Origin of the sequence: Demequina sp. NBRC 110053, assembly GCF_002090095.1 — a bacterium.
Lineage (GTDB): Bacteria > Actinomycetota > Actinomycetes > Actinomycetales > Demequinaceae > Demequina.
In genome coordinates, this window is sequence record NZ_BBRJ01000002.1 from 700,828 (window position 1) to 726,572 (window position 25,745).

The window sequence follows — 25,745 nt, forward strand, 5'->3', positions numbered from 1 at the left end:
GAGCTCAGTAGTTGGGCCTGAATGACCACAGCCACGGCGACTTGCCGTGCGCCAGGGCGCTCCTGATCCGCTCGGCGCCCGTGATTGAGGCGGTCGCGCCTGCCGACGACGTGGCCGTCACCTTGGTCGCGGCCGCATCGGAGCCTCCGGCGGTGCGCGCCGTCACCGTGATCGATACCACGTCAGGCAGCCCGAACGCGGAAGCCGCCTCCGCCTGGGTGAGGGTCATGGTCCAGGACCGGTTCGGGTTGATCGAAGACTCGGACCACGGGTCGTCCACCGACCTCAGGTACGGGAGTGCTGAGCTCCAGATGTCCTCGCTGTTCTCCGTCTGGCCGCCGGAGGAGGAGAAGTAGTACGTGGCGGCGATCGAGCTGCCGTGCTTGAGCACCTTGCCGTCCGCGCCGCCGGACGAGTTGGTCGCGTCCACGGCGGCCACCCAGCGCTTGCCGTAGTAGGCGTCGGTGCCCTCGTTCTCCTTGGTCCACCCGGTGAAGTTCTGGTCTCGGGTGTCGTCGTAGACATGGCAGGTGCAGTTCGCGCTGTAGTTGCCCATCTGCCGGAGAGCGTAGCCACGCGCGACGATGCTCTGCGCTTGGAGCGCGTCGTGGTCCCACGACGACGGCATCTCCGCGATGCCGTACAGGTACTCCGTGTTGAGCGCCAGCTCATTGGCGATGATGATCCGGCTCTGCGGGACCGAGATCAGCAGCCTGCCGTGGCGGTACGTGCCGTGAGTGGCACGCCTCTCGGAGGCGCCATCGCCCTGGTAGATGTCCACGTAGGCGTCTTCGTTCGACCCAGGCTGGTAGTAGCTCGTCGCCTCCCACTGCAGCGATATGTCCTTGGTCGCGGTCGCATTCGTGCCGCCGTCGCGCTCGACGGTCACGGAGGTGCCGGAGCGCGTGACGTGGAGCTTCTCGTTGTTCGTGCCGGTCCAGGTGGTGTGCGGCGAGGTCGTGCCCTTGTCGAAGAACCGCATGACCCACCGGCCGTCGTCCGTGCTGTCCGGCCCGAGCGATCGCACCACCACGGTGACGGAGTCCTTCCCGTCGCTCCCGGAGCCGAACACCTCGACCTTGATGTCGCGCTGAGCGCTGACGGTGCTGACGGAGGTGCCGGCGTAGTACGTCTGCAGGATCGCGCCGGCGCCATGGCCGTCGAGCGCCATGGCCTGGGCTCCGTACTGCGACATGCCCACGCCGTGTCCATAACCGGCGCCGGAGATCGTGAACGACGTCGGTACGCCCACACCTGGCACGTCGGGACGTCCGGCCATCCGGTGGAGGAATGCCGCCGTGGCTTCGCGCGTGACGTCGGATGCGGGACGGAAGGTGCCGTCGGGCCAGCCCGTCGAGATCCCCGACCCGCTGAGCCACGTCACCTCCCGGTAGAAGGGGGAGGTCGGGGTCACGTCCGTGAACGGCGACGTCGACGGCGGCGTGAATGACGGGCTGTCGTGGAACCGGTAGAGGAAGGCCGCCATGGCGTCGCGGTCGATGGCCTCCCCTGGGCGGAACGTTCCGTCCGCCCACCCCGTCGCGATGTCCTGCTGCTCGAGCCAGACGATCGGCTTGTAGAACTGAGCGCTCGTGGGGAGGTCCGTGAACGGCGACGTCGTTGGCGAGGACACGGTCGGCGACCCGGCGTACCGGTACAGGAACGCCGCGAAGGCCCCCCGTGTCACGGCCGACGTTGGCCGGAACGTCCCATCGGGATACCCGGAGGCGATGCCCATGTTCGCGGCCCAGGTGATCTCCTTGACGAACGGATGCGACGCGGGGACGTCGGAGAAGTGGGTGGCGGCCGATGCGGTCGCGGCGAACAGTGGCATCGCGACAGCGGTCGCTGCCAGGGCGCTGATGGCTCGGCGGAGCACGGAGCTGAGGGTGACGTGCACGGGGAGCCTGCCTTGCATCGAGCGAGCGCCACGCGCGGCGGCCGTGGCAGCGCGTGACAGATGTGGCCAGTGTGACACATGGGGAGGACGGCGCAACCCCGGCATGTGCGTCGACACGCGCATGCAGACGCGCGCCCTCGGGCCCCGCCACGGATCGTCAGGACGCGCGCCCGGCTGAGGCGTTTGTCACATTTCGTTGATTCGGGGCATCGCGATTTCCCAGACTCCCTTGCGTACGGCAAGCGTGCACGCTCGCGTGCGCGTCGAAGGACCTGACGTGGAGAGGTGGCGATCACGGTGGCACACATGGGTGGCATGAGGATGGCTCGTCGCGCCATCGCGGCGATGGCGCTGGGCGCCCTCGCCGCCGTCGCGATCGCGCCTGCTGGCGGCGCCGGCGCCAGCGCCACCCAGACGGGCGCCGCAGTGATCCTCGCGAAGACCAACGCCTACCGCGACGGCGCGGGTGCATCGGACCTCATGCGAGCGGGACTGATCGACGATGTCGCCCAGGCGTGGGCACAGCGTCTGCTCTCGACCAGGACCCTCGCGCACAACCCTCGCTACAGTTCGCAGATGCCGAGCACCGGGCTGTCGGCAGCCGCCGAGAACGTGGCCTTCGCCTGCGGCTACGGCGGCGCCAAGGCCAACGCCGAGCGCATCATGGGCAACTGGTACAAGTCCGATGGCCACCGCAGGAACATGCTGAACAAGAGCTACACCCACATCGGCATCGGCTACGCATACGACTCCACGTCGGATTGCGCGTACGCGGTGCAGAACTTCGGCGCCTACGCGCAGGAGTTCTTCGATGTCCCCCGTCGCCATCAGTTCTACGACGAGATCGACTGGCTGTCGGGCGAGGGCATCACCACCGGGTACGCGGACGGCACCTTCCGACCCCGGGAGGACGTGAGCCGCGGCGCCTTCGCCGCCTTCCTGTACCGCCTCGCCGGCACGCCGCGGGTCTCGCTGCCGGCGAGATCGCCATTCACGGACGTGCCCACGAGTGCGCAGTTCTACAAGCCGATCGTGTGGCTGTCCCAGGAGGAGCTCTCCACCGGCTGGTCGGACGGCACCTTCAGGCCCCAGGACGAGATCTCGCGCGAGGCGATGGCGGCGATGCTCTACCGCTACTACGACGAGCCGCCGGCGTCGCACACCTCCGCGACCGCGTTCGACGACATCTCGCGTGAGTCGCCGTTCCTGCGGGAGATCAGCTGGCTCGCCTCCTCGGGCATCACCACCGGCTATGCGGACGGCACCTTCCGGCCGAGAGCACCGGTCACTCGCGACGCCACGGCGGCCTTCCTGGAGCGCGCCGAGAGCTGACACAGCGCGCTCGGCTCACGCCGCCGATCCTGCGAGCTGCCGCTCACTCCAGGCCCAGCGCGCGGCGAGGCGCCGTGGTGGCGGCCGCCAGCGCCGCATCGCGGCTCACGCCCGCTTCCACGCATACCTCGATCGCGCGCTGCAGGGTCAGCGTCGAGCCTGCGAGCGTGTCCGTTCCCGCGATGAGCGCGCGACCGCCCCTGACCTCGACGTCCAGCGACCCCAGCCGGTAGTCGCCATCGTGCGCCGCCGCGGCTGCCATCGCATCGGTGACCAGCACCACGCGCCCGTGGGCCGCGCGAAAGATGGTGGCGATCAGCTGAGGATCCACATGGATGCCGTCGGCGATCACCTCGATGAACACGCGTTCGTCGGCGAGCGCGGCGCCCGCCGGACCGATCTCGCGGGCGGTCACGCCCCGCATCGCGTTGAACGCGTGCGTCACGAGGGTCGCGCCGCGGTCGAAGGCCTCGCGTGCGAGCGCCGCGTCGGCCTCAGTGTGGCCCACCGCCACGGCGACGCCCGCACCCACGAACCGCTCGATCGCCTCGAGGGCGCCCGGGAGCTCGGGCGCGATGGTCACCTGCCGGATGATCCCGTCGCCCGCGGCCACGAGCTCGTCGACCACTGCCGCCCCGGGAGCGATCAGCGCGGCCGGGTCGTGCGCGCCCTTGCGCGCGGGCGCGAGGAACGGCCCCTCGAGGTGCGCGCCCAGCAGCGCGGGCTGCTCGGCCATCGCCTCGCGCACCACGGCGAGCTGCTCCCGCAGGACCGGCAGGGGCAGCGCCACGAGCGACGCGACCATGGCGTGGGTGCCCGCGCGCCGGTGGGCGTCGATCGCCCCGAGCGTGGCCTCGACCGTCGACCCGAAGGCGTGCCCGCCGCCGCCGTGGCAGTGGATGTCCGTCAGCCCCCGCATCGGTCCTCCTAGATGCCCTGCCAGTCAGGCTTGTTGTCCTGCGCCCAACGGTAGTAGTCACCGTGCTGGAGCGCCGACGCCGCGGCCGGGTCGAGCACGACCGTCACGTGTGGATGGAGCTGGATGGCGGAGCCCGGCATCGACGACGACACGGGACCCTCGACGGCTGCCGCGACCGCGTCGGCCTTGCCCTCGCCGAACGCGAGCAGCACCAGGTGCCGCGCGCGCAGGATCGTGCCGAGCCCTTGCGTCACACAATGCATGGGCACCTCGTCGAGCGAGGAGAAGAACCGGGCGTTGTCGCGGCGCGTCTGCTCGGTGAGCGTCTTGACGCGCGTGAGCGACGCGAAGCTCGAACCGGGCTCGTTGAAGCCCAGGTGGCCCGTCGAGCCGATGCCGAGCAGCTGCACGTCGACGCCACCGTGCGCGATGAGCGCCCGCTCGTAGCGGTCCCCCGCGGTCTCGATGCCGATGGCGGAGCCGTCCGGGACGTGCACGTGCTCGGGGTCCATCCCGAGCCGCTGCGTGACCTCACGATCGATCACCGCGCGGTACGACTCGGGATGCCCGTCCGGCAGGCCCACGTACTCGTCGAGCGCGAAGGCCGATGCGCGTGAGAAGTCCAGGCCGCCGCTCGCGTGCTCGCCCAAGGCGGAGTAGACCGGCAAGGGCGTCGATCCGGTCGCGACGCCGAGCGTGGTCGACGGATGCTCGCGCACCAGCGCGGCGATGTGCCCGGCGACGAGCGCGGCGCCGTCCTCCTTGCTGTCGAGGACCAGGACCTCAGGCATCGCTCACCTCCAGCATCGCGGCGCCGATGGCCGCCACGGGCTCGTCCGCCGGGGCGATGCTCATGCGCTCGCCCATGCGCAGCGACGCGAGGAACGGAGACGAAGCCTCCCAGTCCTCGATGACGGCACGCGCGCCGTCGGTGAGCTCGGGGCCGAGACCCGTCAGCCCGCCGCCCACGATCACGTGATCGAGGTCGAGCGTCAGCACCAGCACGCGCACGGCGCTCGCCAGACCGAACATCAGCCGATCGCGGATGGCGACGGCCTCGGCGTCGCCGGTGCGCGCATGCGTCAGGACGTCCTCGCTGGTCTGGCCGTCGCGCCCCCATTGGAGCGCGATCCCCGAACCGGACGCGTAGGTCTCGATGCCGCCGCGCAGCCCGTCAGCCCCCACGGGGCCCGCGGGGTCGACGGAGATGTGGCCGATCTCGCCCGCAGCGCCGTGCGCGCCCCGCCACAGGCGTCCATCGAGGATGATGCCCGCGGCGAGTCCCGTGCCGAGGTTGAGATAGGCGACCGACTTCCTGCCGTCACCGAGCAGGTGCCAGGCGCCCACCGCCGCCGCGTTGACGTCGTTCTCGACGAGGACGGCCCTGCCCCAGTGCGCCTCGAGCGCGCGACCGAGATCGAGCTCGGTGACCCCCAGGTTGAGGGCATGGCGCACCACCCCGCCGCTGATCGCGCCAGGGATGCCGACGCCCACGCTCGCGGCCTGAGCGACCGAGATCCCGGCGATGTCGCACGCCGCCCCCACGGCCTCCACGGCCGTGGCGATCACGCCGTCATCGCCCCTGCGCACGGGCACCCGGTGCCGGGCAGCGACAGCTCCGTCCGCGGCGAGGACCACCGCGTCCACCTTGGTCCCGCCGATGTCGACGCCGATGCGCTGGCCGGTCACGAGACCATCTCCAGCAGCGCAGCGCCCGCGAGCCTCGAGGCCCCATACGTCGCGATGTCGGCGTAGGGCGAGGAGGAATCTGGCCACCCCATGTCCACCGTGATCACGTCGCGCGCACGCAGCGCATCGATCGCCTCACGGATCCATGGGTGGCGGTGGTTGTCCTTGCCCACGGCGAGGATCAGCGCGTCGCTCGGCAGGGCCTGGACGTCGAGAGCATCGGACGGACCGACCACCGTGGCCGCCTCGGCGCCCGCAGCGAACGGTCCCCAGGGACTCGCCCCCACCGCCATGTTGGGGGCGGGCTCGAATCGAAGCCAATGAACAGGGGTGCTCGGCGCGCGAGCATCGAGGGCCGCGCGCGCGGCGTCAGAGACCGAGAACGAGTCGCGCACCGCGGCGAGGTCGAGCCCCTCGACGACGCCCGGCTCCGCGCCGCCCCACTCGCTCGCGGCGCCCCGCACCCGGGAGGCGAGGGAGCGCACCCGAGCCGCCGCATCGGCCACCCGCGATGACTCGAGCGCGGCAGAGGCGACAGCGGCGTCGATGGCGTCGACGATCTGTCCCATCTGCTCGTCGGTGTTGGCCGTGCCGATGCACAGCAGGTCGCAGCCCGCCGCGAGCGCTCGCGCGGCGGCGGCAGGGATGCCGATCTCGCCGGAGGCGCCCGCCATGTCCAGCGCGTCCGAGACGATGAGCCCCTTGAACCTCATCTCCTCGCGCAGGAGTCCCGTGAGGATCGCGTGCGAGAACGTGGCCGGATTGTCCGGATCGAGCGCCGGCACCATGATGTGCGAGCTCATGATGGTGAGCGCGCCTGCGTCGATGACCGCCTGGAACGGCGCGAGCTCGCGGGCGCGGAGCGTGTCGAGGTCGGCGTCGACGACGGGCAGGTCGTGGTGCGAGTCCTGCGCGGTGTCGCCATGGCCAGGGAAGTGCTTGGCGTTGGCGGCGACGCCCTGCGACTGCACGCCCTGCGTCCAGGCGACCCCATGACGGCCCACGAGCGCGGGGTCCGTCCCGAACGAGCGCACGCCGATCACGGGGTTGAGCAGGTTCGAGTTGATGTCGACGTCGGGGGCGAGCGTGAGGTTCACGCCCACGGCCGCGAGCTCGCGTCCGACCTGCGCACCCACCTCTCGGGTGAGCGCGAGGTCGTCGAGCCGCCCCAGGATCGCATTGCCGGGGAACGGCGAGCCGGTGCGCTGGTACAGCCGCGACACATCGCCGCCCTCCTCGTCGATCGACACGATCGCGTGGGGGTTGGCGGCGTGGATCGCATCGGTCAGCGACCTCAGCTGGGCCGGTGACTCGACGTTGGAGCCGAACAGGCAGACGCCGCCCATCCCCTCGCGCAGGCGCCGCTCGACCCAGGCGGGCAGCTCCGTGCCCTCGAAGCCCGGCATGAGCGTGGCGAGTGCCGTCATCCCTTCACCGCCCCGCCCACGAGCCCCTGGGTCATGCGGCCCTGGACGAACATGAAGAACACGATGACCGGCACCGCGACCAGGGTGGAGGCCGCCATGACCTCGCCCCAGTTGGTGGTGTTGACGGCGCTGTCCTGCAGGAAGCCGCGCAGCCACAGGGGCAGCGTGGCCTTCGAGCCGTCGGGCAGCAGGATCAGCGCGACGGCGAACTCGTTCCACGCCTGCAGGAACGCGTAGACGCCGGAGGCGACCAGGCCGGGAGCGAGCAGCGGGAACGTGATGCGCATGAAGGCCTGGTTGCGGCTGAGGCCGTCGACCATCGCGGCCTCCTCGAGCTCCGCCGGGATGCCGGCGACGAACCCGCGCAGCATCCAGATCGTGAACGGGATGACCGTGGCCGTGTAGATCAGCGAGACGCCCACGACGGTGTTGAGCAGTCCGAACCCGGCGATCATCTTGTACTGGGCGATGAACAGCGCCTCTGCCGGGATCATCTGGATCACGAGGACCGCGAGCACGAACTGCTTGCGGCCGCGGAAGCGGAACCGCGAGATGGCCAGCGCCGCGAGGAACGCGAAGGCGATGCAGACGATCAGCGTCAGGAACGTGATCGCCGCTGACATGCCGAGCGCGCGCAGGAAGGTGCCGTCCGACAGCGCCGCCTCGAAGTTGGACAGGCTTCCGCCGAAGGGAAGGAAGGTCGGGGTGAGCTGCTCGAGCGTCGAGCCAGGCAGGAACGAGGAGTTGACCATCCAGTAGACCGGGAACGCCCAGGCGAGGGTCGCGATCACCGCGATGGTCGCCCACCCGGCGCGGGCGGCGGGGCTCTTCTTGGCGAGGTTCATGACTGCTCGTCCTCCTTCATGAGCTGACGGACGTAGACCCATGACAGGCCCAGCGTGAGCACCATCACGACGATGGACGCGGTGGCGGCGAGCCCGAAGTCCTGCGAGCCGGTGCCGAGCTTGTAGATGTAGGTGCCCAGCAGGTCGTACTGCGAGCCGAAGGACCCCGCGTCCTGCAGCAGCTGGATCTGAGCGAACACGCGCAGATCCCAGATGAGCTGGAGCAGGAACACGATCGACAGGACGGGCTTGACGATCGGGAGGATGATGCGGCGAGTCATCTGGAAGCCGGTGGCGCCGTCGAGCTGGGCGGCCTCGACCACCTCGTCGCTCACCTGCGTGAAGCCCGCGTACGCGGAGAACGCGATGAACGGCACCGAGTACCAGATGATGATGATGGAGGCGACGGCGAAGAAGCTCCACGGGTTGATGAGCCAGTCGTGGCCGATCATGTCGACGCCTGGGATCAGGCTCAGCAGATAGTTGATGACGCCGTTGCGGTCGTCGAACAGCCATGTCCACACCGTCATGTACGCGACGATGGGCATCGCCCACGCGAGCAGCATCGCGATCTGCAGCGTGAGCCGGAGGGCCTTGCCCACGTTCTTCATCACGAGGGCGAGCGCGATGCCGAGCACCATCGACACGCCTGCGGTCACCAGGCAGAACACCACCGACTTGAGGACGATGGCCCAGAAGCCCGTGTCCGTGAGCATCTCGCTGTAGTTCTGCAGGCCCACGAACGGCGCGGGCTGGCCGAACTGCTGCGCGAGCCCGTACTCGCGGAAGGACGTCACGAACTGCCAGATCAGCGGGTAGCCCGTGCCGACCACGACGACGACGATCGCGGGGATGATGAGCCAGTACGGAAGCTTGGTCCTCCGGCGGCGGGCGCGTGGCGCGGGAGGGTCCTCCAGCCGCGGGGGCTGGGCCTGCGCCGGCGGGGCGACGGCTGGTGCGGACATGGCGGAGCCTTTCGAGCAGGGGGGATGTCGCGACACGAGACCTGCGCCTTCAGTGTCGCGCAGTGCGTGCGGAGGGGGGAGGGCCGATGCGCTGGCGCGTCGGGGCGCGAGACGCGTGGGTCCTCAGGGACGCGTCGGGCGGTTCGGGGTTCCGTGGGGCCGGGCGACCCCGGCGATGCTCCTGTGGGAGCCGGTGTCCCCGGCCCGGACGCGGGGGGCGTCCGGGCCGGGAAGCGTGTCAGCCGTTCAGCTGGGGCGTGATCTGTGCGTCGTACTCCGCAGCGAGGGCGGCGACGTCACCACCCTCGGCGACCGCCTGGAAGAACTCCTCCAGGAGGCCGGAGCCCTCGACGGCGGCCCAGCCGGGCGCGGCCGGGGTGAGCTTCGAGACCTGAGCGGTGTCCCAGGCGATCTGGCGGAAGTCGTCGGTCACGAAGGAGTCCTTCGCGTTGACGTTGGCGGGACCCAGACCGTTCTCGCCCAGCAGCTGCTGGTACTCGTCGGAGAAGATGATCCGCAGCAGGTCCCGCGAACCCTCCTGGTTGGCCGAGGTCGCCGAGATGCCGATGTTCGAGCCTCCGGCGAACACGGGGGCCAGGCCACCGTCGACTCCGGGCAGGCCGTAGGCGGTGTTCTTGGCGTCGTCCCACGCGAGGACGGGGTCGCCCTCCTCGGTGGTCTCGCCGGTGTCGAAGCCGATGCAGCAGGAGGCCCACGACGGAGCCATCGAGGCGGCGGCGGGGATCCCCGACAGCGAGCCGTCGTTGATGATGAAGTAGTTGTCAGCGTCCGTGTCGTTCGCCGCGGCGACCGACGCCGTCTGGAACATCTCCTGCCACTGCTCGATGCCGGCGACGCTCTCGGGGCTCGACAGGGTCGAGACCCACTGGTCGCCATCCTTGGCGGCGAGGTCACCGCCGTTGGCGAAGATCCAGGAGATGGCGTTGCGCCAGTCCTGGCCACCGAGGTAGAGACCGCCGATGCCCTGCTCCTTGAGCGAGGCGTGGACCTCGGTCACCTCGGCGAGCGTGGTGGGCGCCTCGACGCCGCCCTGCTCGTAGAGGTCGGCGCGCGCCCACATGTTGCGCGAGCCGAAGTAGTACGGGAGCGCGTAGGGCGTGCCGTCGACCGAGCCGACCTCCGTGAACGAGGGCAGCAGGTCATCCCCGCCGAGCTCCTCGTACACGTCGGAGAGGTCCGAGAAGGCGCCGACCGAGGTGAACGTGGGCGCCCAGGTGTTGCCGATCTCGACCACGTCGGGCGTGTTCGCGGCGTCCGGGAGCGCCGTCGTGAGGCGCGGCAGCGCGTCGCCCCAGGCGACGGCCTCGACGGTGAGAGTGCCTCCGTTGACCTCCGCGTACTGCTCCTCGAGGTAGGTCACCAGCGCCTCGGGAGTGTCAGGCGCGCCCATGAGCCACAGGCTGATGTCCTGCGCGACGGTCTCCTCTGCGGGAGCCTCCGAACCGTTGCCCTCGGGCTCGGTGGTGGGGTCCTCGTCGGTTCCGGACGACGAGCATCCTGCGAGGACGATGGCGGAGGCGGCCGCGAAGGCCACCGCACCGCTGGTCATCTTCTTCATTGATCTGCTTCCTTCTGTTGTGTGTGTGCCGTCCGTGACCCGAGGGCCACGTCGTTGTGGTGCGAGAGTCAGGAGACCCCCAGCTGTCCGGTGAGGACCATGACCACGGCGCCGAGCACGACGATGTCGCGCCCGAGCGTGGTCATCCGCAGCGTGAGATCGCCGTGGAGTTCGGCCATCGTTCGACTGCGGAGCGTCTCGGAGGTTCCCTCGAGGAGGTGACCGCCGAGCACGTTGAGCGGACCGGCGAGGACGACCTCGCCGATGTTGAGCGCGCCCACGACGGGGCCGAGCGAGATTCCCAGTCGCTCCCCTGCCTCGCGCAGGATGGCCTCGCGCTCGGGCGCTCCCGGCGCAGCCGCGAGGCGGGCCTCGAGGCGCGGGGTCGCGAGCCAGGTCTCGAGGCAGCCGCGCTTGCCGCAAGCGCACTCGTCGCCGCCATCCGTGCCCACCACCACGTGCCCGATCTCGCCGGCGGCGAAGCCGGAGCCATAGACCAGCTGGCCGCCCACCACGATGCCGGAGCCGACGCCTCGGCCCACGCGGATGAGCATCATGTCGGCCCCGGCCCCGCCGAACGAGCGCTCGCCGACGGCGGCCATGTTCGCGTCGTTCGCCACCTGCACGGGCAGGTCGTAGCGCTCGGCGATGGTGCGCTGCAGCGGCAGGTCGTGCCAGTCGAGGTTGGGCGCGCTCACCACGGTGCCGTCGAGGTCGACGAGGCCCGGGCTGCCGATGCCGATGCCGATCACGGGAGCCTGCGCGCGGGCGAGCAGGTCGTCGAGCAGGTCGCACACGGCGTCGAGCGCAGCCTGCCCGGTCACCGCGTGGACGGCCGCCTCCGCACGCTCGAGCACGGAGCCGTCGAGGTTGGTCACCACGCCGCGGAACACGGCGTTGTGCGAGAGGTCGAGGCCGATGATCGAGAAGCCGTCACGGTTGATGTCGAGCATCGTCGCTGGCTTGCCGGGGCGCGAGTCGGGGCGGATCCCAAGCTCGACGACGAGGTGCTCCTCGATGAGATCGGCGACCAGGTCGGAGATGGTGACGCGCGTCAGCCCCACCTCACGGGCGATGTCCGCGCGGCTCATGCCGCCGCCGCGGTAGAGCGCCTGCAGGACCAGGGCGCGATTGTGACGACGGGCGTGCTCAGGGCGAACCCGAGCGCCAGGGCGGACCGTGGCAGCGTGCGCCCGCGCCCGGCCCTGCCGGGCCCGATCGGGCTGCTCCGCCCGGTTCGTGGCGGTCGTTCGACGCGCCTCATCAGTCGTCATGGTTAGTTAGTAAAGGTTACTAACCAATGTCGTGCAAGAGGTCGGCGACGTTTCGGCCCAGAAAGTTACCGATCCGTGACCATCGCGGCGCTCCGCGCCGGAGACATGCCGCGTGATGGCCGCGCATATGCCGCGAACTGGCGGACTCTGGGACAGATCTCAGACTGCGCAGGTACGGTGTGCAGAGACACGTTCACTGCAGCCGGGCGGCGTCAGCCCGGTCATACCCGCCTAGCCGACGGAGGCAACGACAGTGCATCTGCTCTCTCCTGGGACCAGCCGACGGGCGACAGCGCTCACGCTGGCCGTCCTGGTTCTCACCCTCACGCCCACGTCCGCGACCGCCGCCGAGCCCATCGAACCCGGCGTCGAGCCCTCCGCTCCCGCGATCGAGCCCACCGCTCCCAGCGCCGAACCCGCCGCGCCCAGCGCCACGCCCAGCGCCGAGCCCAGCGCCAAGCCCAGCGCCCCCGCGGCCGCACCCGACGATGCGCCCGCCAGGTCCGCCGCCGTCGCGGCCCAGCCCATCGACGTCACGGCGCCCCGAGACCTCACCTATGGAGAGTCGGCCCGCGTCCGGTTCGAGGGCGCGGTGCCCGACGGCACGCAGGTCTGGGTCGAGTACCAGCGCGACGGCGCGTGGGTGCGCAGCTCGATCGGGGCGCGAGCCTCGGGCGGCGCCGGCTCGGTGTCGTGGACGCCGGGGGCGTCGCGCACCTATCGCCTGATCGCGGACGGCGCCGCCTCGTCCTCGTTCTCCATCGCCGTGCGCGCTCGCGTCACCTACTCCGCACCGTCGTCCGTCACGAAGGGCAGCCCCGTCAAGGCCCGCGTGACGGTCACGCCAGCGCGCTCGGGCACGATGGCTCTCTACTACTGGAGCGACGGCGTCCTCCGGAAGTCCAGCTTCGCCGCGAAGCTCACGAACGGCACGGGCACGGTGACGTGGACGCCGGGCGCGACGCGCAGCTACCGCCTCTATGCTCCTTGGGCCGAGCTCAAGAACTTCACGGTCGCGGTCACACCGAAGAGGACCCTGTGGGTCGAGACGTCGACGCCCTCCGCGAAGTTCCGCAGCCGTGAGCAGATCCGCATCGACGCCACGATCATGAAGCACGGCCGGGGCGCAGGCGACACTCCGTACGCGATCCAGCGTGCGGGCCTGTCCTCGGGATCGTGGAGCACCATCGCGCGAGGCACGAGCTCGTCGAGCGGCAGGGTCACGTGGAAGACGAACCCCAGCCAGAGCTACCGCTACCGCGTGGTTCCCGCGATTCCGGGTGGTCTCGCCGCAGCCAGCAAGGCCATCACCTTCCAGCGCACGACAGGCTCACGGACTCTCGAAGCTCGAGCCTCCGAGCTGTCGCGCAGCATGGGCGACCCGGTCGGCGGGATCTACTCGATCTCGGCAAGCATCCTGAACCGTCACGGCAACCCCTACGGCGCCACGTCGGCTCGCTACCGCGTGTACGAGAACGGCACGCTGATCGAGTATCGCGTCGGGAGCAAGCGCATCACCGTCAAGACCGACGGCCGCATCGGTGCCAACTATCTCGACACGCGGTACTGGCACAGCTCGCTGGGCCTGCCCCACTACGACGTGCGCTGCGGGCTCACGGAGGGAGGGTGCGTCCAGCGCTTCAGCAACGGAGCGCTGTACGCGAACGGGTCGTCCATGAGCCGCGGGGTGTACCGCGCCTACGGCGACACGGACGCGACGGAGATCCTCGCGGCTGCGCTCTCTCAGGCCGGTTACGAGGAGCCGAGCTGGCGCCGGAACAAGTACAACACGTGGGTGGGCGCATCGAACGCGTGGTGCGCAGTGTTCGTCGCGTGGGCGGCCTACGCCTCTGGCCACTCGGGAGAGATCCCCAAGACCACGAGCTTCTCCCGGTACGTCTCCACTCTCGAGTCCCGTGGCGTCCTGCGTGACCCGAACCGTCAGACGCCTGGGGTGGGCGCGGTGCTCATCTTCGACTGGGGCACCGGCACTCCGTACCACACCGGCATGGTGCTGTCGCGATCGGGCTCGACCGTCCGCACCATCGAGGGCAACACCGTCGCTCAGGGCTCGTCGGATCCGACCCGTGGCGTCTACGTGCGCTACCGGCCCATGAGCGGCGTCTGGAAGTGGTACTACCCGTCAGACCTTCGCTAGGCGCTCGCGCCGCCGCCCCGACCTGGCCCCTCAGTCGCGCGGGCTCGGTCGGGGCGGCGGCGCCTGCGGGATGGCGGAGGCGCTGCGCGCCGTCACCGGACGGTCGAGCGCGGCGACGGCGTCGATCACGCGCTGGCACGCGCCGTCATCCCTGAAGGGGAACGCCGCGTCCATCCGCCGCTGGTACTCGACCGGCACCTCGAAGGAGCCGTCCGCCAGCTCCTGGACGGCCGCGACTGCCTCGTCAGCGGACTTGACCACGCGACCGAACCCGTCATCGTCGTACGAGTAATAGCCCTGCCGCGTGGTGTGGGAGCCCCGGAACACGTCGCTGCGGTCGAACTGGAAGTACACGACAGGGCGCGCGATGAACGCCGCGTCGAACGCGATCGAGGAGTAGTCCGTCACGAGCACCGCCGCGTCCGCGAGCACCCTCTGGATGTCATGCGTCTCGTACGACAGCACGTTCACGTCGTCGGGAAGGCCGAACTGGTCGAGGTAGGGCTTGATGTTCGGGTGCGGCATGAAGTCGATGCGTTTGCCCGAGGCCCGCGCGACGTCGCGCAGCTCGCTCGAGGTGAGGAACGCGCGCCACTGGGATGCGTACTCCGTCTCCGCGAAGTCGTCGCGTTCGTCGCGCAGCCCCCGCGCGTCTGCCCCGCTCGAGAAGAGGGACTCCCTCCAGGTGGGCGCCACCACGATCGCAGACCGGTCGGAGACGTCCGCCGCCAGACGCATGAGCCGGTCGAAGCGGGGCATGCCCGTCAACGCGACCTCGCGCGGGGTGAAGCGATACGGCGAGCCATCTCCCACGATCGCCGCGTACTCGTCGGAGGTCGAGGTGAGGAAGAGGTCGAATGATCGTCTGTTGAGCCACCGGTGCAGACCTGTGTGCACCACACCGTGCTGCAGGAACACGAAGCGCCACCGCAGTCGCTGGATGCTCCTCAGCGACTGCGGACTGTCGACGTACGGCCCCGCCTGCGAGGACACCACGTGAGTGGCGTTGAGGCACACGAGCATCCATCGCAGCGACCCGTAGGCGAGCAGGTGCCCCACGCCCTCGCGCTTGAGTCGCCGATAGTCGCGCGACGTGCGATCCAGCGCGAACCACACGCGGCGGTCGGGATCGGCCGCTCGCATGTGCTTGAAGAGATGCTCGGCGTTGTCGTGCGCGGAGTCCACGCGGTCCATGAGCACCCAGGACCCGGCGTACCGCGCTCGCACCGGTCCCGCCTTCGCCAAGGAGCGGATGACCCACGACCGGACTCGTGTGAGATTCAGGTATCGCGACGCCACCTCTGTCACCGTCGACGCCGACGACGTCGACGCGGGCGGGCCCGACAGCACCGCCTTGAGCTCGTGCGGCGACCAACGGGTGTGCTCGCGCTGGGGGCGCGTCCGGCCGAGCGCGACCGGCACCCCGTCGAGGCTGAGCTCGAGCCTGGGCCCGGCGCTCACCCACAGGATCCGCTCGCGGGCCAAGGTGCGACCCGCGTAGATCACGTCGCGCGACTTCGCATAGACCGGCTCCGATGCGCGGCCGTCGAGCAGCACGGTCTCCCGCGGCAGCTGCCCCACATAGTGGTAGCTAAGACACACCAGTCGACGCCGGGAGTCGAGCTCGGTGAGCAGGACCGGCGACCCATGCCAGTCCACTGCCGAGTAGCCGTATCGCCACGCCACGTAGCGATCGATCGGCAGGCGCCGAGGCGACAGTCCCTCGAGCACGTGGAGATCGACGCGCGCGAGGATCGCGGCGACCAACGCGTGAAAGCGCGCATCGACACCGTGCATCTCCGCGTTCATCTGACTGCTGGGCGCCTCGTCGCCCCTGAAGTACCATCCGAGGTCGAACAGGACCGCGTGCTGGACGAACTCCGCGACGCCCTGCCCGTCGTCGGCCGCGTCGAGCAGTCCGAGGTGCCCGACCTCGAGCACCGTGGTGAACTTGGGCTCGTGGGCGAAGTAGGAACGCCCTGCGGTCGACACGTCGTCGCGCTCGGTGAACAGGTACTCGACGTCCGCGAACACCGCGGTGGGCGAGGGCGCCGCCAGCAGCGCGCGGCACAGCAGGTCCAGGTCGCCGAAGCCGTGCTCGAGCTCCGGATCGAACCGCAGGCCCGCGTCGCTGATCACGTCGAGCGCGATGAACGCGGTCCTCATCACGATGGGGAACATCTCGGGCGACCGCGCGAGGTCCACCTTCACGGCGCCGCCATCCTCGAACGGTCCGTCCAGCTGGACGTGCCTGCGCGCCCGCCCCGTCTCGGGCCGGTACTGGTGCTGGCGCGCCGACGCGACGCAGAACTCCGGAGACAGGACCTGCGCCATCCGCGCGAGGTAGTCCGATGCGAAGGTGTCGGGCCCCTCAGGGAAGGTGACCCACCACCCGCGATGCTCGTCGGTCGTCACCGCGTCCAGGATCGCGTTGCGCGCGCCCATCACGGACGTGGGTGCCTGGACCACGACCGCGTCGACGGCAGTCGCACGGACCCACGCCTGCACCGTCGCGGACACGTGGGCGTCGGCGCCCGAGTCCGCGATCACGACGCGGAGGCGAGGAGCGTTCTCCTGGGCCGCCAGCGCTCGCAGCAGCGAGTCGACCTCAGGCGAGGCGACCACTCCCACGGCTATCGCGGTCGCCTGATCGCGCGAACCGGTGAGGCGTGGAGACATGCCGGAGAGTCTATCGGCGTGGGCTCGCGCCGCCGCGCCGCCGTACGCTCGACTCCCGGGGGCATACCCTCGTCAGCAACGTGACGCAGCTATCGGAGGCACCATGGGGACAACGCTCACCTCGCTCGCGGCGTACTCGGACGACGACGGCAACTCCGTCGAGTACGCGGGCGCCAAGGCGCACGGCGCCATCTCGATCCTCTTCGCAGGCGGCAACAACAGCCTGATCGTCCATCCCGAGGCGAGGCTGCAGAAGCTGTCCGTGCGCTTCGACTGCAACAACGCGGTGCTGACCATCGGCGCGAACACGAACGGCCGCGACCTGATGCTGGGGCTGCGGCTCGGCGAGGACGCGAGCATCACGATCGGCGACAACGTGACCACCACCAACACGGTCATCATGTCGGCCGTGGAAGGCGCTTCGATCACGATCGGCCGCGACACGATGATCGCCAGCGGCTGCCAGGTGCGCACCGACGACGGCCATCCGATCTTCGACGTCCACTCCGGTCGGCGCGTCAATGTCGCGCGCGACATCACGGTGGGCGAGCACGTGTGGCTGGGGGGCGAGTCGGTCCTCCTCGGGGGCGCGAGCATCGGATCAGGAAGCGTCATCGGCTACCGCGCGATCGTGACGAGGTCGATCCCCAACAACGTGGTCGCCGCAGGAATACCCGCCAAGGTGATCAGGAAGCACATCGCGTGGGAGCGTCCGCACCTCTCGCTCGCCAAGCCGTACTACAAGCCCGATGCCAGCACGGTGAAGAAGAGCAAGCGGTACTGGGCCCCGACGCGCGAGGAGCATGGGCGGCCGAGCCTGAGACAGCGCCTCTCCCGGCGCCTCAGGCGCGCGCGTGGAGGCGCGCCGACGTGAGCGCTCCTGGCCGGCGGGCCTGGCCGGAGGGCCAACCGGTCGCCGGCCGCTAGCCGCGCCGCGCCTCCACCAGCGCCGCGCTCACCTCGGGCAGCAGGGTCTGCGCATAGGTCTTGGTCATGTGGCCATGGTCGAAGTACGTGATCAGCCCGCCGACGACCGGCTCGCACAGCTCCGCCGCGCACAGCAGGTCCGTGACCTCGAGCACGGTGACCTCGGCGGAGTCGAACGCACCCGCGGCCACGGCGAGCGGGTCGGGCTCGAGCGCGGCATCGCGCGGCGTCGCGCAGCGCTCCTGATAGTCGTCCCCCTCCGCGACGCAGGTGGGGACGTTGACGGCCGCAGCGGGCGTGTCCCTGAGGACCAGCACGTGCACGCCGGCATCGACGAACTCCTGGATCACCCGCGAGTACGACTCCTCCGCGACGCGCTGCTTGTCATCCTCGTCGACGCCGTCGAGCGGCGCGTAGGTGCGGTTCGACATCACGACTACGTCGTAGTCGCCGCCGGTGATCTGGGCGCGGGCCCACTCCCCGTAGGCCAGGCAGTTCTCCTGCTGCTCGTCGTCCGGGAAGACGATGGGAACGTCGACCGCATAGCAGACGGAGATCAGGTAGGTGTCGAGCGCGCCGCCTTCTGCCTCGACGGCCTGCTCCACAGGCGGATGCCAGTGGCCTGCGTGGGAGTTGCCGTAGAGCGCAACCCTGAACGACCCGTCCTGCTCTCCGTAGTGGCAGATCACGCGGTCGGTGAACGGGCGATTGGTCCAGCACTCGTCGGCGTACACATCCGGCTTGTCGTCCGCCGCCACCAGCGGCGACACCATGAGCTCCGTGGGTTCGCACGCCGGATCGCGCAGCGCATCGGCTCCCGCGCATGGCTGCGTCGCGGCCTCGATCGCCGCCTCGCGTTCGCGCTCGAGATGCGACTCGGTCGACGTCCACAGCCACAGCGCAGCGCCGACCGTCACCGCGACCATGGCCCCCAGCATGGCGAAGGTCGCCGCCTTGGATCGCACCAGCGCCGGCATCCGTCGCACGGGCTCCTCGACGAGCGCCCGCGAGGCCCACGCCACGAGCGCGATCACGCCGATCGCCGCAATCTTCACCGGCCAGAACACGGTTGCGCCCAGCGCGACGGGCAGGATGATCACCACGGACCAATGCCACAGGTAGATGCTGTACGACGTGTCGCCCATCCACTGGACCGCGGGCCACGAGAACAGCCGCCGAGGGCTGCCAGGGGCTCCGTCAGCGTCGGCCAGGATGACCAGCGCCGCGCCCACCGTCGGCAGCAGCGCCGCATACCCCGGGAACGGTGTGGCACCGGTGAGGATGACGGCGGACGCCACGATCATCGCGATCCCGAGCCACGACAGCCCCGCGCGCACCGCGCTCGCGAGCACGAGCGAGCTGCGAGCCACGAACCATGCCAGCAGCCCGCCCAGGGCGAGCTCCCACATGCGCGCGAAGGTCGAGAAGTACACCTGTCCACCACTGGTCGCGGTGTCGTGGATCGACCACGCCAGCGACACGGCGACGACCCCGATCGCGACCGCCCCCGTCGCGCCCAGGGAGGACCTGCGCAGGCGCGCGGCTGCGACCACCGCCAGCCCCAGCAGGATGGGCCACACGATGTAGAACTGCTCCTCGATCGACAGCGACCAGTAGTGCTGCGTGGGCGACGCGTCCGCGCCCTCCGCGAGGTAGTCGGTGGCCTGCCCGTAGAGGAACCAGTTCTCGACGTACAGCGACGCGGCGATGATCTCCTTCGAGACCTGGATGCGCACCGTCTCGGGCATCCACAGCACGGTCGCGATCAGCGTCGCGACGAGCACCAGTGCCGATGCGGGGATGAGGCGCCGCACTCGCCTCGCCCAGAACTCCGTGAGCGCGCCCCAGGACGACACGGGACGAGAGATCAGATGACTGGTGATCAGGAAGCCCGAGATGACGAAGAACACGTCGACGCCGACGTAGCCCCCCGGCAGCCGGTGCGGCCAGAAGTGGTACACGACCACCAGCAGCACCGCGAGCGCGCGCAGGGCCTGGATGTCCTTGCGCATGCCGCGCGCGCCTGCGGGAGCCCCCGCAGGCTTCGCCGCCGATGCCTCCGTGAGCTCGGGTGCGCCTGCTCCAGCAGCGGTCAGAGCAGCCCCAGTTCCTTCACCGCGTCCCGCTCCTCCACGAGCTCGGCGACGGACACGTCGATGCCCGCCCGCGCATCGGCGTCAATGTCGAGGCCCTGGACGATCTCCCACGCCCCGTCGCGCGAGACGGCGGGGAAGGAGGAGACCAGGCCCTCGGGAACGCCGTACGAGCCGTCGGACGGCAGCGCCACGGAGGTCCAGTCGCCCGCGGGCGTGCCGTGGACCCAGTCGCGCACGTGGTCAATGGCGGCGTTCGCGGCAGATGCCGCCGATGACGCGCCCCGCGCCTCGATGATCGCCGCGCCGCGCTTGGCGACGGTGGGGACGAAGGTGTCGGAGACCCACGCCGCGTCGCCGATGACGTCCGCCGCGGGCTTGCCGGCAATGGTCGCGTGCGCGATGTCCGGGTACTGCTTGGCCGAGTGGTTGCCCCAGATGGCGACCTTCGTGACGTCCGCGACCGTGGTGCCGCTCTTTGCCGCGAGCTGCGCGAGCGCGCGGTTGTGGTCCAGGCGCATCATCGCGTTGAAGCGCTCGGCCGGGACGTCAGGGGCGTGCGCGGACGCGATGAGCGCGTTCGTGTTCGCGGGGTTGCCCACCACCAGGATGCGGACGTCGTCCGCGGCGCCGGCGTTGATAGCCTCGCCCTGCGGGCCGAAGATGCCGCCGTTGGCGGCGAGCAGATCGCCGCGCTCCATGCCGGGGCCCCGTGGACGCGCGCCCACGAGGAGCCCGACGTTGACGCCGTCGAACGCCGCCTTCGCATCATCGAAGATGTCGACTCCCGCGAGCAGCGGGAAGGCGCAGTCGTCGAGCTCCATGGCCGTGCCCTCGGCCGCCTTGACCCCCTGCGGGATCTCCAGCAGGTTGAGCTTGACCGGGGTGTCCTGGCCCAGCATCTGGCCGGACGCGATGCGGAACAGCAGCGCGTAGCCGATCTGGCCCGCGGCGCCGGTGACGGTGACGGTGACAGGGGTGGTACTCACGTCGTGTCTCCTTCGTGGGTGAGGTTCGCCGATGCGCTGGCTCAGGCCAGGCGCGCGGCGAGGTTCTGGTCGAGCGTCGCGAGGAACTCCTCGGTGGTCTGCCATTCCTGGTCAGGGCCGACCAGCAGCGCGAGGTCCTTGGTCATGGATCCGGACTCGACGGACGTCACGATGACGTCCTCGAGGGTCTCGGCGAAGCCGGTGACCTCGGGGGTGCCGTCGAGCTTGCCGCGGTGCTTGAGGCCGCCGGTCCACGCGAAGATCGAGGCGATGGGGTTGGTCGAGGTGGGCTTGCCCGCCTGGTGCTGGCGGAAGTGGCGGGTGACGGTGCCGTGCGCGGCCTCGGCCTCGACCGTCCTGCCGTCCGGCGTCATCAGCACGGAGGTCATGAGGCCCAGCGAGCCGAAGCCCTGGGCCACGGTGTCCGACTGGACGTCGCCGTCGTAGTTCTTGCACGCCCACACGTAGCCGCCCTCCCACTTCATGGCGGCGGCCACCATGTCGTCGATCAGGCGGTGCTCGTAGGTCAGGCCCGCAGCCTCGAACTGATCCTTGAACTCGCGGTCGAAGACGTCCTGGAAGATGTCCTTGAAGGCACCGTCATAGGCCTTGAGGATGGTGTTCTTGGTCGACATGTACACGGGGTACCCGCGCAGCAGGCCGTAGGAGAACGATGCCCGCGCGAAGTCCTCGATGGACTTGTTGAAGTTGTACATCCCCATGACCACGCCGCCGTCCTCCGGCATCTTCACGATCTCGTGCTCGATGGGAGCAGAGCCGTCCTGAGGCGTGTAGGTGATGGTCACCGTGCCCGGGCCGGGCACCTTGAAGTTGGTGGACTTGTACTGGTCGCCGTGGGCGTGGCGGCCGATGATGATGGGCTTGGTCCAGCCGGGGACCAGGCGGGGGATGTTCGAGATGATGATCGGCTCGCGGAACACCACGCCGCCCAGGATGTTGCGGATGGTGCCGTTGGGGCTCACCCACATCTTCTTGAGGCCGAACTCCTCGACGCGCGCCTCGTCGGGCGTGATGGTCGCGCACTTCACTCCCACGCCGTGCTTCTTGATCGCGTGAGCGGCGTCGATGGTGATCTGGTCGTCGGTCGCATCACGCGACTCGATGCCGAGGTCGTAGTACTCAAGGTCGACGTCGAGGTAGGGGTGGATGAGGCGGTCCTTGATGAACTGCCAGATGATCCGCGTCATCTCGTCGCCGTCGAGCTCGACGACCGTGCCTTCGACCTTGATCTTCGCCATGGGTGGTCCTCACGTTCGTGTTGGGGTCCGGGTTCGGGGACGAGCCTAGTCCACTCGCGCCATGACCCTCATGCCGCGCTCGGCTGCCCGGGCCCGCACGAGCGATGCGATCCTGCGCCTCGCGATCGCCCGACTCGCCGGCGCCTGCAGGCGCGCCACCGCGCATCGGCCGCACGTACCTGCCAAGATCGAACAGGACGCGCGCACGCGCGCCCGCGGACGTGTAAGGAGAACCGACATGAGCGTGCCCGAGAACAACCCGACCGACGAGGAGCTCGTCGCTGACGACATGGCCTTCGAGGAGGAGCTCGAGGAGGACGTCTGGGTCGAGGAGGCCTCAGGGCCGTCGGTCGTCGCCCGCATGCTCGCCGAGGCAGGCGGCACGTTCATCCTCGTGTTCATGGGCGTGGGCGCGGCCCTGTTCTCCGGCGTGATGCAGTGGGGGCTGCTCGCGGTGGCGTTCGGATTCGCGCTGGGCGTCATGATCGCGGCGGTCATCTTCGGCGGCATCTCAGGCGCTCACCTCAACCCCGCCGTCACCGTCGGCGTGTGGCTCGGAGGCCGCTTCCCTGGCCGCGACGTCGCGCCGTACATCATCGGCCAGGTCGTGGGCGCGGCCGCCGCGGCCGGACTGTTCTCGCTGCTGGTCTCGACCAACGAGCTCTACGACCAGCTGGGCAGCACGCGCGAGTTCATCGGCACCGCCTCCAACGGCTACGGCGAGCACTCCCCCACGCAGTTCGCGTGGCTGCCGGCAGGCATCGTCGAGATCGTCATCGCCGCGCTGCTCGTCGGCGTCGTGCTCGCGGTCACCTCGGTTGCGAACAAGGCGGGCGCCGCGGCAGCACCGTTCGCGATCGGACTCACGGTGGGCTTCCTGGTCCTCGTGGCGATCCCGTTCACCAACGGCGCGCTCAACCCTGCGCGCGCCACCGGCACGGCGCTGTTCTCCGAGACGTGGGCGCTGCAGCAGCTGTGGCTGTTCTGGGTGGCGCCCATCATCGGCGCCGCCATCGCGGGCCTGCTGTTCCGCGCCTTCGGCCCCGAGGAGGACCTCATCATCGTCGAGCGGGTCGAGACCGTCGAGGTCATCAAGGACTGACCCTCTCGCGCCCTGTGGCGGCCCGGCCTGCGCACGCAGGCCGGGCCGTTCGCGCTCACGCCCTGTCGGCGGCGCTGCTGCGCGACGGGGTGAGCGAGGCCGGCGCGCAAGGCCGCCGTGCTACCCGAGCGGCGTCGTGAGCCCCAGGTACGCGAGCGCCGCGGCGAGGACGAGCATCATCGACACGTCCACCGCGCGCCGTCGCACCGAGAACACCCGCGTCGCCGGCAGAGCGAGCCGGGCGGCGGCTCCGAGGAACGCGATGCCCGCCATCACGAGCACCGCAGCTCGCACGCTCACCATGGCGCCGAACACCACGGCGCCGGCGACGACGAGCAGCGCGACGAGGGCGACGACCACGGTGGTCTGGGGAGTCTGAGGCATCAGGTCGGGGGCGCGCGCTCAGTGGAAGAAGTGCCGCGTGCCGGTGTGGTAGAGCGCGACGCCGGCGGCGTCGGCGGCGGCGATGACCTCCGCGTCCCGCACCGACCCACCGGGAGACGCGATGGCCTTCACACCCGCGTCGGCGAGGACCTGCAGTCCGTCGGGGAACGGGAAGAACGCGTCGGACGCGGCCACCGATCCGGCCGCACGCTCGGCGCCCGCGCGCTCGACCGCGAGGCGGCACGAGTCGACTCGGTTGACCTGACCCATGCCGATGCCGACCGCGGCCCCGTCCTTGGCGAGCAGGATCGCATTGGACTTCACGGCGCGGCACGAGCGCCACGCGAACTCGAGGTCGGCGAAGGTCTGCTCGTCAGCAGGCTCGCCCGCGACCAGGCTCCACGAGTCCACGGGGTCGCCAGGGGCGTCCACCGCATCGGCTCGCTGCACGAGCAGACCGCCCGTAATGCGTCGCCACTCGACCGCGAAGGGCCGAGCGTCGACCTCGAGCAGCCGGATGCTCTTCTTCGCCTGCAGGATCTCGAGCGCCTCCGGCTCGAACCCCGGCGCGACCACGACCTCGGTGAACACCTCGGCGATCTGGCGTGCCGCATCGGCCGTCACGGACCGGTTGGCGGCGATCACGCCGCCGAAGGCGGACACGGGGTCGGTCGCGTGGGCCCGCGCGTGGGCCTGCGCGATGGTCTCTCCCACGGCGATGCCGCACGGGTTGGCGTGCTTGATGACGGCGACGGCCGGTCCCGCGTGGTCGTAGGCGGCGCGCAGGGCGGCGTCGGCGTCCACGAAGTTGTTGAAGGACATCTCCTTGCCGTGCAGCTGGCGGGCGCCCGCGAGGCCGCCTCCGTCGGCGTGCGTGTACACGGCGGCATCCTGGTGCGGGTTCTCGCCATAGCGCAGCGTGCTCAAGCGTGCGAACGACGCGCCGATCCAGGCAGGCAGGGTCGCGCCCTGCTCTGGCGCCACCACGCTGGTCATCCACGACGCCACCGCGATGTCATAGTCGGCGGTGTGGCGGAAGGCCGCGGCAGCGAGTGCCTGGCGCTGCGCGAGCGTGAAGCCGCCGCCGCGCACGGCGTCGAGCGCGTCCGCGTACCCGGCGGGGTCCACCAGCACCGCCACCGACGGGTGGTTCTTCGCCGCGGCGCGCACCATGGAGGGCCCGCCGATGTCGATCTGCTCGACCACCTCGTCCTGTCCGGCGCCCGACGCCACCGTCGCGGCGAAGGGGTACAGGTTCACCGCCACGAGGTCGAACGGTGCGATGTCGAGCTCGTCGAGCTGGTCCCGGTGGGACGCGAGGCGGCGATCGGCGAGGATGCCAGCGTGCACACGCGGGTGAAGCGTCTTGACGCGGCCGTCGAGGCACTCCGGGAAACCTGTGATCTCCTCGACCGGCGTCACGGTGACGCCAGCCGAGGCGATGCGCGCCGCCGTCGAGCCCGTGGAGACGATCTCGACCCCCGCATCGGCCAGGCCCCTCGCGAAGTCCTCGATCCCCGTCTTGTCGTACACCGAGATCAGTGCCCGTCGCACCGCCTGCCGCTCGCTCACGCGCGCTCCTTCTGCTCGCCTATCGTCACTCGCCGTCCGTCGACGGTCCATCCTTCGCGCGCCATCCGTCCCACCGTGGTGGCGACGAGCTCGCGCTCGATCACCTTGATCCGCTCGTGGAGCGTCGTCTCGTCATCAGTGTCCCAGACCTCCACGGCCGCCTGCGCGAGGATGGGCCCCGTATCGATGCCCTCGTCGACCAGCATGACGGTGCACCCGGTCACCTTGGCTCCTCCCGCCAGAGCGTCGCGGACCCCGTGCGCGCCCGGGTAGGAGGGCAGCAGCGCCGGGTGCGTGTTGACGATCCGCCCGCCCCAGCGCGACAGCGAGGGTGCGCCGAGGATCTTCATGAAGCCCGCGCAGATCACCAGGTCAGGGGTGTGGGCTGCGATCGCGTCCGCGATCGCCTGATCCCAGTCGGCGCGCGCGTCGAAGTCCGCCAGCGCGACCACGTCCGTCGGGATGCCCGCCTTCCGCGCGATGGCGAGTCCCTGCGCGTCCGGGCGGTCCGCGATCACGGCGACGATCAGGGCGCCATAGCCGTCGTCTGCGGTCGCCTCGAGCAGCGCCTTCATGGTCGACCCCGCTCCGGAGATCAGGACGACCAGGCGGCGTGGAGGGGTCCGGTTTGTCACGGCCCCGAGCCTATAGG

20 protein-coding genes are annotated in these 25,745 nt (G+C 70.2%); 4 read left to right on the forward strand and 16 right to left on the reverse strand.

What is annotated here, in order from left to right; genetic code table 11:
- Positions 1 to 4: 4 nt before the first annotated feature.
- A complete protein-coding gene (locus tag B7K22_RS03305) occupies positions 5 to 1,879 on the reverse strand; it encodes a SpoIID/LytB domain-containing protein (RefSeq protein ID WP_159448739.1) in 1,875 nt (624 codons plus the stop codon).
- 327 nt (positions 1,880 to 2,206) lie between these two features.
- Between B7K22_RS03305 and B7K22_RS03310 the strand changes: the two genes are divergently transcribed.
- Entirely contained in the window at positions 2,207 to 3,232 is a 1,026-nt protein-coding gene (locus B7K22_RS03310) for an S-layer homology domain-containing protein (protein ID WP_144276212.1), read from the forward strand.
- A gap of 43 nt (positions 3,233 to 3,275) precedes the next feature.
- Here the strand turns inward: B7K22_RS03310 and B7K22_RS03315 are convergent, their stop codons facing one another.
- The 8 genes from B7K22_RS03315 to B7K22_RS03350 all read right to left on the reverse strand — a co-directional run bounded on the left by B7K22_RS03315 (position 3,276) and on the right by B7K22_RS03350 (position 11,930).
- Positions 3,276 to 4,151, reverse strand: a complete 876-nt coding sequence (locus B7K22_RS03315) for an N-acetylglucosamine-6-phosphate deacetylase (RefSeq protein ID WP_084038336.1) — start codon at positions 4,149 to 4,151, stop codon at positions 3,276 to 3,278.
- 8 nt (positions 4,152 to 4,159) lie between these two features.
- Positions 4,160 to 4,942, reverse strand: coding sequence for a glucosamine-6-phosphate deaminase (locus B7K22_RS03320; protein ID WP_084038337.1), 783 nt, complete (start codon positions 4,940 to 4,942; stop codon positions 4,160 to 4,162).
- Complete coding sequence (locus tag B7K22_RS03325) at positions 4,935 to 5,840, reverse strand: ROK family protein (RefSeq protein ID WP_084038338.1); 906 nt, start codon at positions 5,838 to 5,840, stop codon at positions 4,935 to 4,937. The genes B7K22_RS03320 and B7K22_RS03325 overlap by 8 nt, the downstream gene beginning before the upstream one ends.
- Positions 5,837 to 7,267, reverse strand: coding sequence for a beta-N-acetylhexosaminidase (gene nagZ, locus B7K22_RS03330; protein ID WP_084038339.1), 1,431 nt, complete (start codon positions 7,265 to 7,267; stop codon positions 5,837 to 5,839). Before nagZ ends, B7K22_RS03325 begins: the two co-directional genes overlap by 4 nt.
- Positions 7,264 to 8,112 carry a carbohydrate ABC transporter permease gene (locus B7K22_RS03335; RefSeq protein WP_234983297.1) on the reverse strand — a complete coding sequence of 283 codons (849 nt, stop codon included), beginning with the start codon at positions 8,110 to 8,112 and terminating at the stop codon, positions 7,264 to 7,266. The genes nagZ and B7K22_RS03335 overlap by 4 nt, the downstream gene beginning before the upstream one ends.
- Entirely contained in the window at positions 8,109 to 9,077 is a 969-nt protein-coding gene (locus tag B7K22_RS03340) for a carbohydrate ABC transporter permease (RefSeq protein ID WP_084038341.1), read from the reverse strand. The genes B7K22_RS03335 and B7K22_RS03340 overlap by 4 nt, the downstream gene beginning before the upstream one ends.
- 238 nt (positions 9,078 to 9,315) lie before the next feature.
- On the reverse strand, positions 9,316 to 10,656 hold the full coding sequence (locus tag B7K22_RS03345) for an extracellular solute-binding protein (protein WP_084038342.1): 1,341 nt from the start codon (positions 10,654 to 10,656) through the stop codon (positions 9,316 to 9,318).
- Between the two features lie 68 nt (positions 10,657 to 10,724).
- Positions 10,725 to 11,930 carry an ROK family transcriptional regulator gene (locus B7K22_RS03350; protein ID WP_084038343.1) on the reverse strand — a complete coding sequence of 402 codons (1,206 nt, stop codon included), beginning with the start codon at positions 11,928 to 11,930 and terminating at the stop codon, positions 10,725 to 10,727.
- A gap of 253 nt (positions 11,931 to 12,183) precedes the next feature.
- On the opposite strand from B7K22_RS03350, the gene B7K22_RS03355 reads away from it, so the two are divergent.
- Positions 12,184 to 14,088 carry a CHAP domain-containing protein gene (locus B7K22_RS03355; RefSeq protein ID WP_084038344.1) on the forward strand — a complete coding sequence of 635 codons (1,905 nt, stop codon included), beginning with the start codon at positions 12,184 to 12,186 and terminating at the stop codon, positions 14,086 to 14,088.
- A gap of 30 nt (positions 14,089 to 14,118) precedes the next feature.
- Here the strand turns inward: B7K22_RS03355 and B7K22_RS03360 are convergent, their stop codons facing one another.
- Positions 14,119 to 16,767 (reverse strand): CDP-glycerol glycerophosphotransferase family protein, encoded by a 2,649-nt coding sequence (locus B7K22_RS03360; protein WP_084038345.1) that lies wholly within the window; start codon positions 16,765 to 16,767, stop codon positions 14,119 to 14,121.
- Positions 16,768 to 16,870: 103 nt separating this feature from the next.
- Here B7K22_RS03360 and B7K22_RS03365 point away from each other — a divergent pair, with 103 nt between their 5' ends.
- On the forward strand, positions 16,871 to 17,641 hold the full coding sequence (locus B7K22_RS03365) for an acyltransferase (protein WP_084038346.1): 771 nt from the start codon (positions 16,871 to 16,873) through the stop codon (positions 17,639 to 17,641).
- A gap of 49 nt (positions 17,642 to 17,690) precedes the next feature.
- On the opposite strand, the gene B7K22_RS03370 is transcribed toward B7K22_RS03365, so the two are convergent.
- From B7K22_RS03370 to B7K22_RS03380, 3 genes are all read right to left on the reverse strand, one after another.
- Positions 17,691 to 19,706 carry an acyltransferase family protein gene (locus B7K22_RS03370; RefSeq protein WP_084038347.1) on the reverse strand — a complete coding sequence of 672 codons (2,016 nt, stop codon included), beginning with the start codon at positions 19,704 to 19,706 and terminating at the stop codon, positions 17,691 to 17,693.
- Between the two features lie 80 nt (positions 19,707 to 19,786).
- Positions 19,787 to 20,776 (reverse strand): malate dehydrogenase, encoded by a 990-nt coding sequence (locus B7K22_RS03375; protein ID WP_084038348.1) that lies wholly within the window; start codon positions 20,774 to 20,776, stop codon positions 19,787 to 19,789.
- A gap of 41 nt (positions 20,777 to 20,817) precedes the next feature.
- Positions 20,818 to 22,035: an NADP-dependent isocitrate dehydrogenase gene (locus B7K22_RS03380; protein ID WP_084038349.1), complete on the reverse strand. Its 1,218-nt coding sequence runs from the start codon at positions 22,033 to 22,035 to the stop codon at positions 20,818 to 20,820.
- Between the two features lie 238 nt (positions 22,036 to 22,273).
- Here B7K22_RS03380 and B7K22_RS03385 point away from each other — a divergent pair, with 238 nt between their 5' ends.
- Complete coding sequence (locus B7K22_RS03385; RefSeq protein WP_200807357.1) at positions 22,274 to 23,137, forward strand: aquaporin; 864 nt, start codon at positions 22,274 to 22,276, stop codon at positions 23,135 to 23,137.
- Positions 23,138 to 23,257: 120 nt separating this feature from the next.
- On the opposite strand, the gene B7K22_RS03390 is transcribed toward B7K22_RS03385, so the two are convergent.
- Genes B7K22_RS03390 through purN form a run of 3 tightly spaced genes read right to left on the reverse strand, consistent with a single transcriptional unit; the run spans position 23,258 to position 25,728 of the window.
- Complete coding sequence (locus tag B7K22_RS03390; protein WP_084038350.1) at positions 23,258 to 23,521, reverse strand: DUF3017 domain-containing protein; 264 nt, start codon at positions 23,519 to 23,521, stop codon at positions 23,258 to 23,260.
- 18 nt (positions 23,522 to 23,539) lie between these two features.
- Positions 23,540 to 25,144 carry a bifunctional phosphoribosylaminoimidazolecarboxamide formyltransferase/IMP cyclohydrolase gene (gene purH / locus B7K22_RS03395; protein ID WP_084038351.1) on the reverse strand — a complete coding sequence of 535 codons (1,605 nt, stop codon included), beginning with the start codon at positions 25,142 to 25,144 and terminating at the stop codon, positions 23,540 to 23,542.
- Positions 25,090 to 25,728: a phosphoribosylglycinamide formyltransferase gene (gene purN / locus B7K22_RS03400; protein WP_255372165.1), complete on the reverse strand. Its 639-nt coding sequence runs from the start codon at positions 25,726 to 25,728 to the stop codon at positions 25,090 to 25,092. Before purN ends, purH begins: the two co-directional genes overlap by 55 nt.
- Positions 25,729 to 25,745: the final 17 nt, after the last annotated feature.

Coding starts and splice junctions, on each gene's coding strand:
- purH (WP_084038351.1), bottom strand. CDS start 25,144: ATGGACCGTCGACGGACGGCGAGTGACGATAGGCGAGCAGAAGGAGCG.
- B7K22_RS03385 (WP_200807357.1), top strand. CDS start 22,274: ATGAGCGTGCCCGAGAACAACCCGACCGACGAGGAGCTCGTCGCTGAC.
- B7K22_RS03365 (WP_084038346.1), top strand. CDS start 16,871: ATGGGGACAACGCTCACCTCGCTCGCGGCGTACTCGGACGACGACGGC.
- nagZ (WP_084038339.1), bottom strand. CDS start 7,267: ATGACGGCACTCGCCACGCTCATGCCGGGCTTCGAGGGCACGGAGCTG.
- B7K22_RS03315 (WP_084038336.1), bottom strand. CDS start 4,151: ATGCGGGGGCTGACGGACATCCACTGCCACGGCGGCGGCGGGCACGCC.
- B7K22_RS03320 (WP_084038337.1), bottom strand. CDS start 4,942: ATGCCTGAGGTCCTGGTCCTCGACAGCAAGGAGGACGGCGCCGCGCTC.
- B7K22_RS03340 (WP_084038341.1), bottom strand. CDS start 9,077: ATGTCCGCACCAGCCGTCGCCCCGCCGGCGCAGGCCCAGCCCCCGCGG.
- B7K22_RS03350 (WP_084038343.1), bottom strand. CDS start 11,930: ATGACGACTGATGAGGCGCGTCGAACGACCGCCACGAACCGGGCGGAG.
- B7K22_RS03345 (WP_084038342.1), bottom strand. CDS start 10,656: ATGAAGAAGATGACCAGCGGTGCGGTGGCCTTCGCGGCCGCCTCCGCC.
- B7K22_RS03390 (WP_084038350.1), bottom strand. CDS start 23,521: ATGCCTCAGACTCCCCAGACCACCGTGGTCGTCGCCCTCGTCGCGCTG.
- B7K22_RS03360 (WP_084038345.1), bottom strand. CDS start 16,767: ATGTCTCCACGCCTCACCGGTTCGCGCGATCAGGCGACCGCGATAGCC.
- B7K22_RS03310 (WP_144276212.1), top strand. CDS start 2,207: ATGGGTGGCATGAGGATGGCTCGTCGCGCCATCGCGGCGATGGCGCTG.
- B7K22_RS03335 (WP_234983297.1), bottom strand. CDS start 8,112: ATGAACCTCGCCAAGAAGAGCCCCGCCGCCCGCGCCGGGTGGGCGACC.
- B7K22_RS03380 (WP_084038349.1), bottom strand. CDS start 22,035: ATGGCGAAGATCAAGGTCGAAGGCACGGTCGTCGAGCTCGACGGCGAC.
- B7K22_RS03370 (WP_084038347.1), bottom strand. CDS start 19,706: ATGCGCAAGGACATCCAGGCCCTGCGCGCGCTCGCGGTGCTGCTGGTG.